Source organism: Pseudomonas medicaginis (assembly GCF_965119365.1).
Lineage (GTDB): Bacteria > Pseudomonadota > Gammaproteobacteria > Pseudomonadales > Pseudomonadaceae > Aquipseudomonas.
In genome coordinates, this window is the sequence record NZ_OZ221631.1 from 5,864,260 (window position 1) to 5,880,334 (window position 16,075).

15 protein-coding genes are annotated in these 16,075 nt (G+C 59.8%); 9 read left to right on the plus strand and 6 right to left on the minus strand.

Annotated elements, in window-relative coordinates; all coding sequences use genetic code 11:
- Positions 1 to 143: 143 nt before the first annotated feature.
- Complete coding sequence (locus ACMTA2_RS25765) at positions 144 to 746, minus strand: peroxiredoxin (protein WP_042729349.1); 603 nt, start codon at positions 744 to 746, stop codon at positions 144 to 146.
- Positions 747 to 1,052: 306 nt separating this feature from the next.
- Between ACMTA2_RS25765 and ACMTA2_RS25770 the strand changes: the two genes are divergently transcribed.
- Both ACMTA2_RS25770 and bfr read left to right on the plus strand, forming a co-directional pair.
- Positions 1,053 to 1,271 (plus strand): bacterioferritin-associated ferredoxin, encoded by a 219-nt coding sequence (locus ACMTA2_RS25770; protein WP_003178704.1) that lies wholly within the window; start codon positions 1,053 to 1,055, stop codon positions 1,269 to 1,271.
- A gap of 198 nt (positions 1,272 to 1,469) precedes the next feature.
- Positions 1,470 to 1,943 (plus strand): bacterioferritin, encoded by a 474-nt coding sequence (gene bfr / locus ACMTA2_RS25775; protein WP_053124544.1) that lies wholly within the window; start codon positions 1,470 to 1,472, stop codon positions 1,941 to 1,943.
- A 229-nt stretch (positions 1,944 to 2,172) separates the two neighbouring features.
- Here bfr and grxD read toward each other — a convergent pair whose 3' ends face one another.
- From grxD to ACMTA2_RS25790, 3 genes are all read right to left on the minus strand, one after another.
- The gene (grxD, locus tag ACMTA2_RS25780; RefSeq protein WP_413792330.1) at positions 2,173 to 2,514 is read right to left on the minus strand and encodes a Grx4 family monothiol glutaredoxin; all 342 of its coding nucleotides are present in this window, start codon (positions 2,512 to 2,514) and stop codon (positions 2,173 to 2,175) included.
- Between the two features lie 89 nt (positions 2,515 to 2,603).
- A complete protein-coding gene (locus ACMTA2_RS25785; protein ID WP_413792331.1) occupies positions 2,604 to 4,712 on the minus strand; it encodes a molybdopterin oxidoreductase family protein in 2,109 nt (702 codons plus the stop codon).
- Positions 4,713 to 4,842: 130 nt separating this feature from the next.
- Positions 4,843 to 5,130 carry a hypothetical protein gene (locus ACMTA2_RS25790; RefSeq protein ID WP_413792332.1) on the minus strand — a complete coding sequence of 96 codons (288 nt, stop codon included), beginning with the start codon at positions 5,128 to 5,130 and terminating at the stop codon, positions 4,843 to 4,845.
- Positions 5,131 to 5,534: 404 nt separating this feature from the next.
- On the opposite strand from ACMTA2_RS25790, the gene argF reads away from it, so the two are divergent.
- Positions 5,535 to 6,455, plus strand: coding sequence for an ornithine carbamoyltransferase (gene argF, locus ACMTA2_RS25795; protein WP_413792333.1), 921 nt, complete (start codon positions 5,535 to 5,537; stop codon positions 6,453 to 6,455).
- Positions 6,452 to 7,561 (plus strand): ABC transporter ATP-binding protein, encoded by a 1,110-nt coding sequence (locus ACMTA2_RS25800; protein WP_413792334.1) that lies wholly within the window; start codon positions 6,452 to 6,454, stop codon positions 7,559 to 7,561. The genes argF and ACMTA2_RS25800 overlap by 4 nt, the downstream gene beginning before the upstream one ends.
- A gap of 214 nt (positions 7,562 to 7,775) precedes the next feature.
- Here ACMTA2_RS25800 and ACMTA2_RS25805 read toward each other — a convergent pair whose 3' ends face one another.
- Together ACMTA2_RS25805 and ybaK are read right to left on the minus strand one after the other, a co-directional pair.
- Positions 7,776 to 8,567, minus strand: a complete 792-nt coding sequence (locus ACMTA2_RS25805; RefSeq protein WP_413792335.1) for a PhzF family phenazine biosynthesis protein — start codon at positions 8,565 to 8,567, stop codon at positions 7,776 to 7,778.
- 184 nt (positions 8,568 to 8,751) lie between these two features.
- Positions 8,752 to 9,222, minus strand: a complete 471-nt coding sequence (ybaK, locus tag ACMTA2_RS25810) for a Cys-tRNA(Pro) deacylase (RefSeq protein WP_413792336.1) — start codon at positions 9,220 to 9,222, stop codon at positions 8,752 to 8,754.
- A gap of 321 nt (positions 9,223 to 9,543) precedes the next feature.
- Here ybaK and ACMTA2_RS25815 point away from each other — a divergent pair, with 321 nt between their 5' ends.
- From ACMTA2_RS25815 to ACMTA2_RS25835, 5 genes are all read left to right on the plus strand, one after another.
- A complete protein-coding gene (locus ACMTA2_RS25815) occupies positions 9,544 to 10,395 on the plus strand; it encodes an MIP/aquaporin family protein (protein WP_413792337.1) in 852 nt (283 codons plus the stop codon).
- 73 nt (positions 10,396 to 10,468) lie between these two features.
- Positions 10,469 to 11,974 (plus strand): glycerol kinase GlpK, encoded by a 1,506-nt coding sequence (gene glpK / locus ACMTA2_RS25820; RefSeq protein WP_413792338.1) that lies wholly within the window; start codon positions 10,469 to 10,471, stop codon positions 11,972 to 11,974.
- An 85-nt stretch (positions 11,975 to 12,059) separates the two neighbouring features.
- Entirely contained in the window at positions 12,060 to 12,815 is a 756-nt protein-coding gene (locus tag ACMTA2_RS25825; RefSeq protein WP_413792339.1) for a DeoR/GlpR family transcriptional regulator, read from the plus strand.
- 323 nt (positions 12,816 to 13,138) lie between these two features.
- A complete protein-coding gene (gene glpD, locus ACMTA2_RS25830; RefSeq protein ID WP_413792340.1) occupies positions 13,139 to 14,677 on the plus strand; it encodes a glycerol-3-phosphate dehydrogenase in 1,539 nt (512 codons plus the stop codon).
- Positions 14,678 to 15,126: 449 nt separating this feature from the next.
- A complete protein-coding gene (locus tag ACMTA2_RS25835; RefSeq protein WP_413792341.1) occupies positions 15,127 to 16,041 on the plus strand; it encodes a glutamate/aspartate ABC transporter substrate-binding protein in 915 nt (304 codons plus the stop codon).
- Positions 16,042 to 16,075 lie beyond the last annotated feature (34 nt).

Genomic DNA, 16,075 nt, shown 5'->3' on the forward strand with positions numbered 1-16,075 from the left:
TCAATTGGCAGGTTTGGGGCCGCTTCGCGGCCCGGCGGGGATAAATCCCCTCGCCACAAGGCTCTGTGTTTCAGCCGATGATCTGGTTGAACACCCATAAAAAAACCGGCCCATCGAGGGCCGGTTTTTTTATGCCTTTGCGCTTACAGCTTGTCGCTGTGCTCGCCCAGGTAAGCGGCAACGCCTTCAGGCGATGCGGTCATGCCTTTGTCACCTTTTTTCCAGTTGGCCGGGCAGACTTCGCCGTGCTCTTCGTGGAATTGCAGCGCATCGACCAGACGGATCAGCTCTTCCATGTTACGACCCAGCGGCAGGTCGTTGATGATCTGCGAACGGACAACGCCCTTGTCGTCGATCAGGAACGCGCCACGGAAGGCCACGCCGCCTTCGGACTCAACGTCATAGGCCTTGGCGATTTCGTGCTTCATGTCGGCAGCCATGGTGTATTTCACTTGGCCGATGCCGCCATTGTTGATCGGGGTGTTGCGCCAGGCGTTGTGGGTGAAGTGCGAGTCGATCGAAACCGCGATCACTTCAACGTTGCGCGCCTTGAAATCATCCATGCGGTGATCCAGTGCGATCAGCTCGGACGGGCAGACGAAGGTGAAGTCCAGTGGATAGAAAAACACCAGGCCGTATTTGCCTTTGATGGCCGAGGACAGGGTGAAGCTGTCGACGATCTCACCGTTGCCGAGGACGGCTGGAACGGTAAAGTCCGGGGCTTGTTTGCCTACGAGTACGCTCATTGGATATCTCCTGATGTAATAGCGTGAAAACACGGTCCGGGCCAGCCTGCCACCCTCAGGCGACAGCCCTGTGACACGAACCCGCTTGCAAGGGCCGACCATCATACACCGCGCATTTGGACTGTCTTCAACGGTTTTTCGGTGGCATCGAAAAATCGCTGTCCCTCCCCGTCACCCTCCTGGATAAAACCGTTCGTCAGCCTGACCTCGCCCTGACGCAAGACCTTGAGAAACCACTTTGACAATCATTCTCGTTAACATTAAGATCCGTCTCAATTGAGTCACAACCAGCGACGGTTCTCACTTATGTATGTATGCCTCTGCACTGGCGTCACCGACGGACAAATCCGCGAAGCGATCTATGAAGGTTGCTGCAGCTATCGTGAAGTCCGCCAGGCCACCGGCGTAGCCAGTCAATGCGGCAAATGTGCCTGCCTGGCCAAGGAAGTGGTGCGTGAAACCCTCGCCAAGGTGCAGACGGCACAGGCCTCGATCCCCTACCCGGTAGAATTTACTGCCGCGTAAAGACAGCTTTTCAAGGAACCGGACTCAATGTCCGGTTTTTTTATGTCTGTAAATCAAATGGTTAGCGTCCAGACGCGGAACACAAACATTCTTATTCCGATTAATTTTCATTTATTATTCAATAACTTAGGTTTGACACTGATAAATGCGCGGCTCAAACTCCGCCCTATACACAGCTATTACAGGGCAGGCCTCATCATGAAAGGCGACATTACAGTCATCCAGCATCTCAACAAGATCCTTGCCAATGAGCTGGTCGCGATCAATCAATACTTCCTGCATGCACGCATGTACGAGGATTGGGGCCTGAACAAGCTGGGCAAGCACGAGTACCACGAGTCCATCGACGAGATGAAGCACGCGGACAAGCTGATCAAGCGCATCCTGTTCCTCGAGGGCCTGCCAAACGTCCAGGACCTGGGCAAGCTGCACATCGGCGAGCACACCCGGGAAATGCTGGAATGCGACTTGCGCATCGAGCGCACCGGCCATGCCGACCTGAAGGCCGCTATCGCTCATTGCGAAAGCGTTGGCGACTTCGGTAGCCGTGAACTGCTGGAAGATATCCTCGAATCCGAGGAAGAGCACATCGACTGGCTGGAAACCCAACTGGGTCTGATCGACAAAATCGGTCTTGAGAACTACCTGCAATCGCAGATGGGCGAAGAGTAACCTTCCCCGACAGCAAGCCACTAAAAAGCCCCGCCCTCTTTCGAGAGGCGGGGCTTTTTATTGCCTGGATTCCCAGGTCCTACCCAAAACCACTGTGGGAGCGGGCTTGCTCGCGAATGCGGTGAGTCAGGTAAAGAAGTGCCAACTGATCCATCGCATTCGCGAGCAAGCCCGCTCCCACACGTCCGCGTTCACCCCATCATGCGTGGCAAACACAGATCATCGCGGATCAGGCTTCGGCCTTGTTCGCCGCCGCCTTTTCTACCGCTGCCTTGATCGTGGTTTGCAGGGAGCCATCAGCGGCCATCTCGGTCATGATGTCGCTACCACCGATCAACTCACCACCCACCCACAATTGCGGGAAGGTTGGCCAGTTGGCGTACTTGGGCAGGTTGGCGCGGATTTCCGGGTTCTGCAGGATGTCCACGTAGGCGAACTTCTCGCCACACGCCATCACAGCCTGAGCAGCCTTGGCCGAGAAGCCGCACTGTGGCGCGTTCGGCGAGCCTTTCATGTAAAGCAGGATGGTGTTGTTGGCAATCTGGTCTTTAATCGTTTCGATGATATCCACGGAGCACCTCGGCTTAAACTTTGCGACGTCAGTTGTCGACACGGTGGCGCATTGTAACGGAAAGCAGAACGTGCTGCTCAGAGACAATTCTACGCAGCCGCCACCTTGACCGGTACACCGTTGAGCGCCGCGTTACCGGATAGCTCATCGAGTTGACAATCATCGGTCAGGTCATTGGCGCTGGAGCCTGGCTGCCCGCTGGCAATGGTCATCTGCACGCCCGGTCGGGCATGGCCCCAGCCGTGGGGCAGGCTGACCACGCCTTTCATCATGTCCAGGCTGCCCAGCACCTCGACTTCAATGGCCCCTACCCGCGAACTGACGGTCACCCGCTGCCCGTCGACGAGGCCGCGAGAGGCGAGGTCGTCCGGGTGCATCAGCAATTGATGGCGCGGCTTGCCCTTCACCAGTCGATGGAAGTTATGCATCCAGGAGTTATTGCTGCGCACATGGCGGCGGCCAATCATCAGCAGCTCATCCGGCTTTGGCGCCTGCAACGCGGCAAAGCGCGCAAGGTCGGCAAGAACCACCGCCGGCGCGGCCTGCACCCGTTGGTTTTCGGTTTTCAACCGCGGGGCCAGGTTGGGCTTGAGTGCTCCAAGGTCGATGCCATGGGGATGGTCGAACAGGGTCGCCAGGGACAGCTTGTGCGGCGAGGCATCGCCATACGCACCGCTGCGCAGGCCGAAATCGATCATCTGCGCGGGCGGCATGGTCGGTTTGAGCGCTTTGCCGGTCCGGGCGGCGAAGGCCTTGGCCAGGCCGACGAAGATTTCCCAGTCGTGCAGCGCGCCCTCGGGCTTGGGCAGGATCGCCCGGTTGAAACGGGTCACGTTGCGCACCGCGAACAGGTTGAACGTAGTGTCGTAGTGATCGTTTTCCAGGGCCGACGTCGAGGGCAGGATCAGGTCGGCGTAACGCGTGGTTTCGTTGATGTACAAATCGACACTGACCATGAACTCCAGGCCGTCCAGGGCCTGCTCCAATTGCCGCCCATTGGGGGTGGACAATACGGGGTTGCCGGCCACGGTGACCAGCGCACGAATCTGGCCTTCGCCCTCGGTGAGCATCTCCTCGGCCAGGGCCGACACCGGCAGTTCCCCGGCGTACTCGGGACGCCCGGATACCCGGCTCTGCCAACGATTGAAATGCCCACCTGAGGTGGTGGCCACCAAGTCCACCGCCGGCTCGGTGCACAGCGCGCCGCCCACCCGATCAAGATTGCCGGTCACCAGGTTGATCACCTGGATCAGCCAGTGGCACAGCGTGCCGAAGGCCTGGGTCGACACCCCCATCCGTCCATAGCACACCGCTGACGGCGCGGCGGCAAAGTCCCGGGCCAATTGGCGGATCTGCACGGCCGGCACCGAACAGAGCGGGCTCATCGCTTCAGCGGTGAAGGAGCAAACAGCCGCGCGCACCTCGTCCAGGCCGTCCACCGGCAGATGGCTGTCACGGGTCAGGCCTTCGCTGAACAGGGTGTTGAGCAAGCCAAACAGCAGCGCGGCATCGCCACCCGGGCGGACAAAGACATGCTGGTCGGCAATGGCCGCCGTTTCGCTGCGGCGCGGATCGACCACCACCACTTTGCCGCCACGGGCCTGGATCGCCTTGAGGCGCTTTTCCACATCAGGCACGGTCATGATGCTGCCGTTGGAAGCCAGTGGATTACCGCCCAGGATCAGCATGAAGTCGGTGTGGTCGATGTCCGGAATCGGCAGCAGCAGGCCGTGGCCGTACATCAGGTGACTGGTCAAATGATGGGGCAGTTGGTCCACCGAGGTCGCCGAGAAACGGCTGCGGGTCTTCAACAGGCCCAGGAAGTAGTTGCTGTGGGTCATCAGCCCATAGTTATGCACGCTGGGGTTGCCCTGGTAGACCGCCACCGCGTTCTGGCCGTGGCGCGCCTGGATATCCGCCAGGCGCTCGGCCACCAACGCGAAGGCATCGTCCCAGGCGATGGGTTGCCATTCGTTGCCGATGCGCTGCATGGGGTGGCGCAGGCGGTCCGGATCATTCTGGATATCTTGCAGGGCCACTGCCTTGGGGCAGATGTGACCGCGGCTGAAGGTGTCCAGCGCATCGCCCTTGATCGAGGTGATCGCCAGGCCCTGGCCTTCGGTTTCGGTGGTTTCGAGGGTCAAGCCACAGATGGCTTCACACAGGTGGCACGCACGGTGGTGGAGAGTCTTGGTCATGGCCAGTCTCTGTTTTATTCGTGGCGGGCACTTTCGGCCGCGGGAACAAAACTATGGCGCGCGATTCCCGGCAGCGCCAGCGACGTTCGTCCTGTGAATCGCCGGGCATCAGGCCCACCGATGACTGGCGTCAGGGCTGCTCGGGAGGCGGTGCCAGCAGTTGGATTTCCTCGACGGTTTCTACCTGTTCCTGGGCGATGGGTACGCCGGTCAGCTCGCCAATCAAGCGCCAATGCTCGTCGAGGCCGCTGCTGATCGTGGCCATGCGGTCGATCATCCGACGGCCGGCGGCCTTGGTCACTTCATCATCGCTGCGCAGCAATTCGAATGACATGGAGGTCACAGAAGCCGTCAGGTGTGTCAGCGAGCGTGCGGTCAGCCCCAGCAATTCCATTAATTGTTGCTCTTTCGAATCCATTTCGGGCTCCTGTGCCGCTGTGGCTCATTTATAACCCAGGCCTTTTGCATTAGGAAATGTTTCACAACCACCAGCAGACAGGCGCAAGGAAGGGATGACACGACATAAACCGACCATCAACCATGGCATGCCCGCCGCGCTTGATTGCCAAGGCGAGCAACGCCAGTGTACAAATGGACCGCTGCTGTCAGGAAACCGGCTCCAAACATGCCATCGCATTCGCGTGATGGCCTCGCTGAAATCCCCAAAAACCGTAGCCCTATTGGTAAGACGCGACATTTAATTATAAGATCGCGCCTTCCCCTATTTCGTCGCCCCGTGCGGCTTTTGCCGCAGGTCTCGCCCGTTTTTTCATTAAACAAGGCTTTGAGCATCTGCGGTCCGTTACAAAAAGGTAGTCAATCATGAGCGCAAGGCACTTTCTCTCCCTGATGGATTTCACGCCCGATGAGTTGCTCGGCGTGATCCGTCGAGGCGTGGAGCTCAAGGACCTGCGTAATCGCGGCGTACTGTTCGAGCCCTTGAAAAACCGTGTGCTGGGGATGATCTTCGAGAAGTCATCGACCCGCACTCGCATCTCTTTCGAAGCCGGCATGATCCAACTGGGGGGCCAGGCGATTTTCCTGTCGCCTCGCGATACCCAACTGGGCCGTGGCGAACCCATCGGCGATTGCGCCATCGTCATGTCGAGCATGCTGGACGCGGTGATGATCCGCACGTTCGCCCACAGCAACCTGACCGAGTTCGCCGCCCATTCCCGCGTACCGGTGATCAACGGCCTGTCCGACGACCTGCACCCCTGCCAGTTGCTGGCCGACATGCAGACATTTCTCGAGCACCGAGGCTCGATCCAGGGCAAGACCGTGGCCTGGATCGGCGATGGCAACAACATGTGCAACAGCTATATAGAAGCGGCGATTCAATTCGACTTCCAACTGCGCATTGCCTGTCCCGAAGGTTTTGACCCCCATGCCGAGTTGCTGGCCAAGGCCGGGGACCGGGTGTCCATCGTCCGTGACCCGAAACAGGCCGTGGCCGGTGCGCACCTGGTGAGCACCGACGTCTGGACCTCCATGGGCCAGGAAGAAGAAACCGCCAAGCGCCTGGCGCTGTTCGCGCCACTGCAGGTCAACCGGGCCCTGCTCGACCTGGCGGATGCCCAGGTGTTGTTCATGCACTGCCTGCCGGCCCACCGGGGCGAGGAAATCAGCATGGACCTGCTGGATGACCCACGTTCGGTAGCCTGGGACCAGGCCGAGAACCGCCTGCATGCGCAAAAGGCTTTGCTCGAGTTCCTGGTCGAGCCGGCGTATCACCACGCATGAGCCACGCCCTGCTGTTGAACCTGCACAACCTGGCCTGCGGTTACCAGGACCAGCGTGTCGTGCAGAACCTGAACCTGCACCTCAATGCCGGTGATATCGGTTGCCTGCTCGGTTCGTCCGGGTGCGGCAAGACCACGACGTTGCGCGCCATCGCCGGCTTCGAGCCGGTGCACGAGGGTGAGATCCAACTGGCCGGGCAAACCATCTCCCGTGCCGGCTTCACCCTCGCCCCGGAAAAGCGCCGCATCGGCATGGTGTTCCAGGACTACGCCCTGTTCCCCCACCTGAGCGTGGCACAGAACATTGCCTTTGGCATTCGCAAGCATCCGGACAAGGACCGCGTCGTCGAAGAGTTGCTGGAACTGGTCAACCTGAAACACCTGGGCCAGCGTTTTCCCCATGAACTGTCCGGCGGCCAGCAACAGCGCGTGGCCCTGGCCCGTGCGCTGGCGCCGGAACCGCAGTTGCTGTTGCTCGATGAGCCGTTCTCCAACCTCGATGGCGAGTTGCGCCGCAAGCTCAGCCATGAAGTGCGGGACATTCTCAAGGCCCGCGGCACCAGCGCGATCCTGGTCACCCACGACCAGGAAGAAGCCTTCGCCGTGAGCGACCATGTCGGCGTTTTCAGGGAAGGTCGCCTGGAACAATGGGACACGCCCTACAACCTGTATCACGAACCGCTGACGCCATTTGTCGCCAGCTTCATTGGCCAGGGCTATTTCATTCGCGGCCAACTCGACAGCCCGGAATCGGTACAGACCGAGTTGGGCATCCTGCGCGGCAACCGGGCCTACACCTGGCCGATCGGCGGAGCGGTGGACGTGCTGCTGCGCCCGGACGATATCGTCTACGCACCGGACAGCCCGCTCACCGCCAGAATCGTCGGCAAGACCTTCCTGGGCGCTTCAACCTTGTATCGCTTGCAATTACCGACAGGCGCGCAGTTGGAATCGATCTTCCCCAGCCATGCCGACCATCAGGTCGGCGCCAATGTCGGCATCCGCGTGGCGGCTGAACACCTGGTGCTGTTCCAGGCTTCAGGCAGCACCGCGGCGCATATCCCGCCGGTGGACAGCAGTGTGCGGCGCCATAGCACCGCCAGCTGACCATTGTGGGAACGGGCACATTCAGCACCGATGCACGCTGCCCCATCGCTATCGCGAGCAAGCTCGCTCCCACAGGTTTTTGGGTCGTGTGCAGATGCTGTGAACACCCGCGATCCCATGTGGGAGCGAGCTTGCTCGCGAAGCGGTGGGTCGGTTTGTGGTGATGTTGGATGTGCCGACGCCTTCGCGAGCAAGCGCGCTCCCACAGTTGATCTCATTGGCTTGAGTGCAGAGTCAACGTCCCACTGGCCACCAACGTCGCATGTCCGCCGATCTTAACCCGCTCACCCTCCAATCGGCAGAACAACGCCCCGCCCCGGGCCGAGCATTGGTAAGCCGTCAGCCCGTGCTTGCCCAAGCGCTTGGACCAGTATGGAATCAGGCTGCAATGGGTCGAGCCGGTCACTGGGTCTTCGTTGATGCCGATCGCCGGAGCAAAATAGCGCGAGACAAAATCATGCTTGCTCCCCGGCGCGGTGACGATAGCACCGGGCCAGGGCAGTTTTGCCAAGGCCGCCATGTCCGGTTTGCAATCGAGCACCGCCTGCTCCGACTCCAGCACCACGAACAGTTCGTTGGAACTCAGCACATCCACCGCTTCGACGCCCAAAGCATTCTGCACGGCCAGGGACGCGCCCAACTCGGCAGGCACGACGGCCGGAAAATCCAGCCACAGCCGATCCCCCTCGCGCGTCACGCTCAAGGAACCGGAGCGGCAGATGAAATCCAGGCGCTCGACGGTTTCGTGATAGACCTCGAACAGCACGTAGGCGCTGGCCAACGTGGCGTGTCCGCACAGCGGGACTTCAGTGGTGGGGGTGAACCAGCGGATATGCCAATGCTGGCCTTCACGCACCAGGAACGCAGTTTCAGCCAGATTATGTTCGGCGGCGATCTTCTGCATCAGGTCGTCGGCAAGCCAGCCGTCGAGCCGATAGACCATCGCCGGGTTGCCGCCGAATGGCCGGTCACTGAACGCATCGACCTGATGAAACGCAAGCTGCATGGTCTTTCTCCTTATTTTTTGATACGCCAGCATGGGGTGTAGCGGTACGGTTTATCCAGCGACAGATCAGCAGTATTTTCATCCTACAGTTCAGGATAAAGGCTCTAACGACCACTCAAGTTCAAGCTTGCCCTCCATGGCGAGGGTGCTGCTCCCACTTGGCTGCGCAGCCGCCGCCCTGCTATCAAGCCCGTCCAATATCAGCAAAGGTCGCCCCGGTGTGCTCCTTCAATACCGAAGGCGCCAACTCGACTTCCAACCCTCGCCGCCCCGCACTGACAAACATGCTGACGAGCGGCTGTGCGGAACTGTCGATAAACGTGCGCAAACGCTTCTTCTGCCCCAGCGGGCTGATACCACCGAGCAAATAACCAGTCGAACGCTGCGCGGCGGCCGGGTCGGCCATCTCGGCTTTTTTCACCCCGGCGGCATGGGCCAGCCCTTTCAAATCCAGGCTCCCGGCCACAGGCACTACCGCCACCAACAGCTCACCTTTTTCACTGGCCGCCAACAGCGTCTTGAACACCTGCGCCGGATCCAGCCCGAGCTTTTCCGCCGCTTCCAGGCCGTAGGACGCCGCTTTGGGATCGTGTTCATAACTGTGGATACGATGTTCGGCGCGCACTTTCTTAAGCAGATCCAACGCGGGTGTCATGGCCGCTCCTGATAAGGAAATCAAAAAAGAGTGAGCGGATTCTAAGCCATCGCCTGTGAAAAGGCTTTGCGGCTGCACGTCCCGTACCGGTGTCGCCCTCCTGGGGCAGCGTCATTCACAGCACGAATAGTTGAAATGTGACCAATGGTTCACTTTCGACCTTTGACACCAGCGTTTCTTGTCTATATTTTTTCGAAACTGAAAGCCACATTACATGTCTCAGACAGCAACCCGAGATCAGGATGGGGATCCTGCCTCGGTGGAAATCGCGCAATCGTGTTGTCCCGAATGCGCTGCAAAACAACAAAAACCGAGGTTTGAATGACTATTGCTTTACAACAGCCGTCCCTGTCCAGCCAATGCCTGGCCGAATTCCTGGGAACGGGCCTGCTGATCTTTTTCGGCACCGGTTGCGTCGCGGCGCTCAAGGTCGCGGGGGCGAGTTTCGGTTTGTGGGAAATCAGCCTCATCTGGGGCGTCGGCGTCAGCATGGCGATCTATCTGAGCGCAGGCATTTCCGGCGCCCACCTCAACCCCGCCGTCAGCATCGCCCTGTGCCTGTTCACCGACTTCGAGAAACGCAAGCTGCCTTTCTATATAGCGTCCCAAGTGACCGGCGCTTTCTGCGGCGCCCTCCTGGTCTACACGCTGTACAGCAATCTATTCTTCGATTTCGAACAATCCCGGCACATGGTTCGCGGCACCGAGATGAGCCTCGAACTGGCCTCGGTGTTCTCCACCTACCCGCACGCGGCACTGTCCACTGGCCAAGCCTTCCTCGTGGAAGCGATCATCACCGCCATCCTGATGGGGGTGATCATGTCCCTGACCGATGACAACAATGGTTTGCCCCGTGGCCCGCTGGCGCCGCTGCTCATTGGCCTGCTGATTGCCGTGATCGGCAGCTCCATGGGGCCGCTGACAGGCTTTGCGATGAACCCGGCGCGGGACTTCGGTCCTAAACTGATGACTTTCTTCGCAGGCTGGGGTGAAATTTCCCTCACGGGCGGACGCGACATCCCGTACTTCCTGGTTCCGATTTTTGCGCCGATCGTGGGTGCATGCCTCGGTGCTGCGGCCTATCGCGGGTTGATTGCCCGCCACCTGCCCAGCGCCATAACGGCTACAAAGGATGCAAGACCGGCCATTGACGGCAAGCCCAGAACATCCTGAAACAGTCGGCGCAGGCGTCTGCCACCGAGCCTGCACCGTGGCTTCTTCCCTATCAAGTCCCAAGGCAATCGACATGACCGATATCCAGAACAAGAACTACATCATTGCCCTCGACCAGGGTACGACCAGCTCGCGGGCGATCATCTTCGACCGTGACGCCAACGTGGTCTGCACCGCCCAGCGCGAATTCGCCCAGCATTACCCACAGGCAGGCTGGGTCGAACACGATCCGATGGAAATCTTCGCCACCCAGAGCGCGGTCATGGTCGAAGCCCTCGCCCAGGCCGGCCTGCACCATGACCAGGTGGCCGCCATCGGCATCACCAACCAACGGGAAACCACCGTGGTCTGGGACAAGACCACCGGCCGGCCGATCTATAACGCCGTCGTGTGGCAGTGCCGTCGCAGTACCGAGATCTGCCAGCAGCTCAAGCGCGACGGCCACGAGCAATACATCAGCCAGACCACCGGCCTGGTCACCGACCCGTACTTCTCCGGCACCAAGCTCAAATGGATCCTGGACAACGTCGAAGGCAGCCGCGAGCGCGCGCGCAACGGTGAACTGCTGTTCGGCACCGTCGACAGCTGGTTGATCTGGAAATTCACCGGCGGCAAGGTCCATGTCACCGACTACACCAACGCCTCGCGCACCCTGCTCTTCAACATCCACACGCTGGAGTGGGATGCGAAGATGCTCGAGATCCTCGACATCCCACGGGAAATGCTCCCGCAGGTGAAGTCGTCCTCGGAGATCTACGGCCGCACCAAGAGCGGCATTGCCATCGGTGGCATTGCCGGCGACCAGCAGGCCGCCCTCTTCGGTCAGATGTGCGTGGAGCCGGGCCAAGCGAAGAACACCTACGGCACTGGTTGTTTCCTGTTGATGAACACCGGGAGCAAGGCGGTCAAGTCCAATCACGGCATGCTCACCACCATCGGTTGCGGACCCCGCGGCGAAGTCGCCTACGCCCTCGAAGGCGCGGTGTTCAATGGCGGGTCCACGGTCCAATGGCTGCGCGATGAACTGAAGATCGTCAACGACGCCCTGGACACCGAATACTTTGCCAACAAGGTCAAGGACAGCAACGGCGTGTACCTGGTGCCCGCCTTCACCGGCCTGGGGGCACCGTATTGGGACCCCTACGCCCGTGGCGCGCTGTTTGGCCTGACCCGCGGCGTAAGGGTCGATCACATCATTCGCGCAGCGCTGGAGTCGATTGCCTACCAGACCCGCGACGTACTCGACGCCATGCAGCAGGACTCGGGAGAACGCCTCAGGGCCCTGCGCGTCGACGGTGGGGCGGTGGCGAACAACTTCCTGATGCAGTTCCAGGCCGACATCCTCGGTACCCGGGTCGAGCGGCCGAAAATGCGCGAAACCACAGCCTTGGGGGCGGCGTACCTGGCCGGCCTGGCGTGCGGTTTCTGGGGCAGCCTGGAAGAACTGCGCGGCAAAGCAGTGATCGAGCGCGAATTCGAACCGCAACTGGACGAGCTGGCGAAAGAAAAGCTCTACGCCGGCTGGCAGAAGGCGGTCAGCCGCACCCGCGATTGGGAGCCCCACGAAGACGCCGAATAAGGCCCGATAAAGTTCTGCAACTGGTCGGGAGTGGATTCCTGCGGCATCATGGGCAAATTTTGTATGGCAGCCCAAAGGAAGCCCCATGAATCTGCCTCCCCGCCAGCAGCAAATTCTCGAACTGGTCCGCGAACGCGGCTATGTCAGCATCGAGGAAATGGCGCAGTTATTCGTCGTCACCCCACAAACCATCCGCCGCGACATCAATCAACTGGCGGAAGTGAACCTGCTGCGTCGCTATCACGGCGGCGCCGCCTACGATTCAAGCGTGGAAAACACCGCCTACGCCATGCGCGCCGACCAGATGCGCGACGAAAAGCAACGCATTGCCGAGGCCATCGCCACCCAGATTCCCGACCACGCCTCGCTGTTCATCAACATCGGTACTACCACCGAATCCATCGCCCGGGCGCTGCTCAATCACAACCACTTGAAGGTCATCACCAACAACCTGCACGTGGCTTCGATCCTCAGCGCCAAGGACGACTTCGAAGTCCTGATCGCCGGCGGCAACGTACGGCGTGACGGCGGCGTGGTGGGCCAGGCCAGCGTCGACTTCATCAACCAGTTCAAGGTCGACTTCGCCTTGGTAGGCATCAGCGGGATCGACGAAGACGGGAGCCTGCTGGACTTCGACTACCAGGAAGTGCGGGTTTCCCAAGCCATCATCGCCAACGCCCGACAAGTGTTGTTGGCGGCGGATTCCAGCAAGTTCGGGCGCAACGCCATGGTCCGCCTGGGCCCCATCAGCCTGATCGACTGCCTGGTGACCGACCTGCAACCCGTGCCGGCCCTGGTGCAACTGCTGAACCAGCACAAGATTCGGCTGGAAGTGGTCTGACTTTCCCTGCAAGACCCTGTGGCGAGGGGATTTATCCCCGTTGGGCTGCGCAGCAGCCCCCTTCAGTCATTCAGCTTGCCTGAGACACCGAATCGCCGGGTTTAGGCTTGCTTCGCAAGCCAGCGGAGATAAATCCCCTCGCCACAAGTGCACGCCGCGCCTTGACCGTTATTTTTATGTTCGAAAATTTTCCTTTCAGCTTCCCTTGATCAGTATTTTCAATCGAAGTTGACTGGCTGTTGCCGTCTTTATGGGCTAGTATTTTCGCAAATGAACATTTATGTTCGAATTCAAATATTACGAAAAGAGCCCGAGGCCAGCCGATGCCCACTTCTACCTTGCCTACGCCCCCTCTCGCCGAGATCTATGACGTCGCTGTCATTGGTGGCGGTATCAATGGCGTGGGGATTGCCGCAGATGCTGCCGGTCGCGATCTTTCGGTGTTCCTTTGCGAAAAGGACGACCTGGCCAGCCACACCTCGTCGGCCAGCAGCAAGCTGATCCATGGCGGCCTGCGCTACCTTGAACATTATGAATTCCGCCTGGTGCGCGAAGCGCTGGCCGAACGCGAAGTGCTGCTGACCAAGGCCCCGCACATCGTCAAGCAAATGCGCTTCGTGCTGCCCCACCGCCCGCACCTGCGCCCCGCCTGGATGATTCGCGCCGGCCTGTTCCTCTACGATCACCTGGGCAAACGTGAGCAGCTCGCTGGCTCCAAGAGCCTGAAATTCGGTGCCGACAGCGCACTGAAAAGCGAGATCACCCAAGGCTTCGAATACTCCGACTGCTGGGTCGATGACGCCCGGCTGGTTGTGCTCAACGCCATGGCCGCCCGTGAAAAAGGCGCCCACATCCACACGCGCACCCGTTGCGTGAACGCCCGTCGCAGCAAGGGGCTGTGGCACCTGCACCTGGAGCGGGCCGACGGCAGCCTGTTTTCGATTCGCGCCAAGGCGCTGGTGAACGCTGCCGGTCCATGGGTGGCCAAGTTCATTCGCGACGACCTGAAGATGGAATCGCCTTACGGCATCCGTCTGATCCAGGGCAGCCACCTGATCGTGCCGAAACTCTATGAAGGCGAGCATGCGCACATTCTGCAAAACGAAGACCAGCGCATCGTGTTCACTATCCCCTACCTGAACCAGTTCACCCTGATCGGCACCACCGATCGTGAATACACCGGTGACCCGGCCAAAGTAACCATCACCGAAGGCGAAACCGATTACCTGCTGAAGGTGGTCAACGCTCACTTCAAGAAACAGATCAGCCGCGACGACATCCTGCACAGCTATTCCGGTGTCCGTCCGCTGTGCAACGACGAGTCCGACAATCCATCGGCCGTGACCCGTGACTACACCCTGGCGCTGTCAAGCAGCGGCGAAGAAGCCCCGTTGCTGTCGGTGTTCGGCGGAAAGCTGACCACTTATCGCAAACTGGCCGAATCGGCCATGGCACAATTGGCCCCCTACTTCACGCAAATGCGCGGGAGCTGGACCGCCGTAGAGGCGCTCCCCGGCGGCGAAAACATGACCACCCCGCAAGCGCTGTGCTCGGCGTTGCGCGACAAGTTCGACTGGCTGCCAACCGACATCGCCCGCCGCTGGGCCACCACCTATGGCAGCCGTACCTGGCGCATGCTCGAGGGCGTGCATGACTTGGGCGACCTGGGTGACCACCTCGGCGCAGGCCTCTACACCCGCGAAGTCGATTATCTGTGCAGCGACGAATGGGCCATCGATGCCCAAGACATCCTCTGGCGCCGCAGCAAGCTGGGCTTGTTCACCACCGCGCTCGAGCAGGAGAAACTGCAGCAGTACCTGGATAAGGTCGAGCATAACCGCCGCAAGATCGAAGCGGCCTGAACGATAGCCCGCTGAACCTAAAGCCCCTGAATCCTCGATTCAGGGGCTTTTTGCATTCTGCGATACACCACCGCCCCCCCCTGTGGGAGCGAGCTTGCTCGCGATGACGCCTGCACATTCAACATCTATATGACTGGCACACCGCATTCGCGAGCAAGCTCGCTCCCACAATGGATTAATGCGGCCTCAGGGCATTCGGTTTTCCGAACAAGACCCGCCAGTCAGTTCGGCTAACCGGACAAATCAGATCACATAAAACCTGAAACAAAACATTAACTTCTTTTAAAAACAACAGCTTACAAGCGCGCGCCTGGCCTGGCACGAGTCATGCTCTACACTTCTGGAGACGAATGCCTGTACGCCGACACAACAGGAGCTGCCAGGCATCTCGAAGTACTCAGGGCCGACGAACCGGCCGAAATAAAAAAAACAATGTCGAGGAAACATCGATGCGTATCGTTCCCCATCTCCTGGGCGCAGCCATGGCTGCCGCTCTGATCAGCACTCCGGTTTTCGCAGCCGAACTGACCGGCACACTGAAAAAGATCAAAGAGTCCGGCGTTGTCACGCTTGGCCATCGCGACGCTTCCATTCCGTTTTCCTACATCGCGGACGCTTCCGGCAAACCGGTGGGCTACTCCCACGATATCCAGATGAAAGTCGTCGAAGCACTGAAAAAAGACCTGGACCTGCCCAACCTGCAGGTCAAGTACAACCTGGTCACCTCGCAGACCCGTATCCCACTGGTACAGAACGGTACCGTGGACCTGGAGTGTGGCTCCACCACCAACAACGTCGAGCGTCAGCAACAGGTTGACTTCTCCGTTGGCATCTTCGAGATCGGCACCCGCCTGCTCTCCAAGAAAGACTCCAAGTACAAGGATTTCGACGACCTCAAGGGCAAGAACGTCGTGACCACCGCCGGCACCACGTCCGAGCGCATTCTCAAGGCGATGAACGCCGACAAGCAGATGGGCATGAACGTCATCTCCGCCAAGGACCATGGCGAATCCTTCCAGATGCTGGAGTCGGGTCGTGCCGTCGCGTTCATGATGGACGACGCCCTGCTGGCCGGCGAAGCCGCCAAGGCCAAGAAAGCCGATGACTGGGCCGTGACCGGCACCCCACAGTCCTACGAAATCTATGGCTGCATGATGCGCAAGGGCGACGAGCCATTCAAAAAGGCTGTCGATGACGCCATCAAGGCCACCTACGCTTCGGGCGAGATCAACAAGATCTACGAAAAGTGGTTCATGCAGCCTATCCCGCCAAAAGGCCTGAACCTCAACTTCCCGATGAGCGAAGAGCTCAAGAAGTTGATCGCCACACCGACCGACAAAGCGGCTGACGAAAAGAAATCCTGATTTCTGACTAACCTTATCTCCTGAAGGGGCCCGA

Coding starts and splice junctions, on each gene's coding strand:
- ACMTA2_RS25765 (WP_042729349.1), bottom strand. CDS start 746: ATGAGCGTACTCGTAGGCAAACAAGCCCCGGACTTTACCGTTCCAGCC.
- ACMTA2_RS25770 (WP_003178704.1), top strand. CDS start 1,053: ATGTATGTATGCCTCTGCACTGGCGTCACCGACGGACAAATCCGCGAA.
- bfr (WP_053124544.1), top strand. CDS start 1,470: ATGAAAGGCGACATTACAGTCATCCAGCATCTCAACAAGATCCTTGCC.
- ACMTA2_RS25785 (WP_413792331.1), bottom strand. CDS start 4,712: ATGACCAAGACTCTCCACCACCGTGCGTGCCACCTGTGTGAAGCCATC.
- ACMTA2_RS25790 (WP_413792332.1), bottom strand. CDS start 5,130: ATGGATTCGAAAGAGCAACAATTAATGGAATTGCTGGGGCTGACCGCA.
- argF (WP_413792333.1), top strand. CDS start 5,535: ATGAGCGCAAGGCACTTTCTCTCCCTGATGGATTTCACGCCCGATGAG.
- ACMTA2_RS25800 (WP_413792334.1), top strand. CDS start 6,452: ATGAGCCACGCCCTGCTGTTGAACCTGCACAACCTGGCCTGCGGTTAC.
- ACMTA2_RS25805 (WP_413792335.1), bottom strand. CDS start 8,567: ATGCAGCTTGCGTTTCATCAGGTCGATGCGTTCAGTGACCGGCCATTC.
- ybaK (WP_413792336.1), bottom strand. CDS start 9,222: ATGACACCCGCGTTGGATCTGCTTAAGAAAGTGCGCGCCGAACATCGT.
- ACMTA2_RS25815 (WP_413792337.1), top strand. CDS start 9,544: ATGACTATTGCTTTACAACAGCCGTCCCTGTCCAGCCAATGCCTGGCC.
- glpK (WP_413792338.1), top strand. CDS start 10,469: ATGACCGATATCCAGAACAAGAACTACATCATTGCCCTCGACCAGGGT.
- ACMTA2_RS25825 (WP_413792339.1), top strand. CDS start 12,060: ATGAATCTGCCTCCCCGCCAGCAGCAAATTCTCGAACTGGTCCGCGAA.
- glpD (WP_413792340.1), top strand. CDS start 13,139: ATGCCCACTTCTACCTTGCCTACGCCCCCTCTCGCCGAGATCTATGAC.
- ACMTA2_RS25835 (WP_413792341.1), top strand. CDS start 15,127: ATGCGTATCGTTCCCCATCTCCTGGGCGCAGCCATGGCTGCCGCTCTG.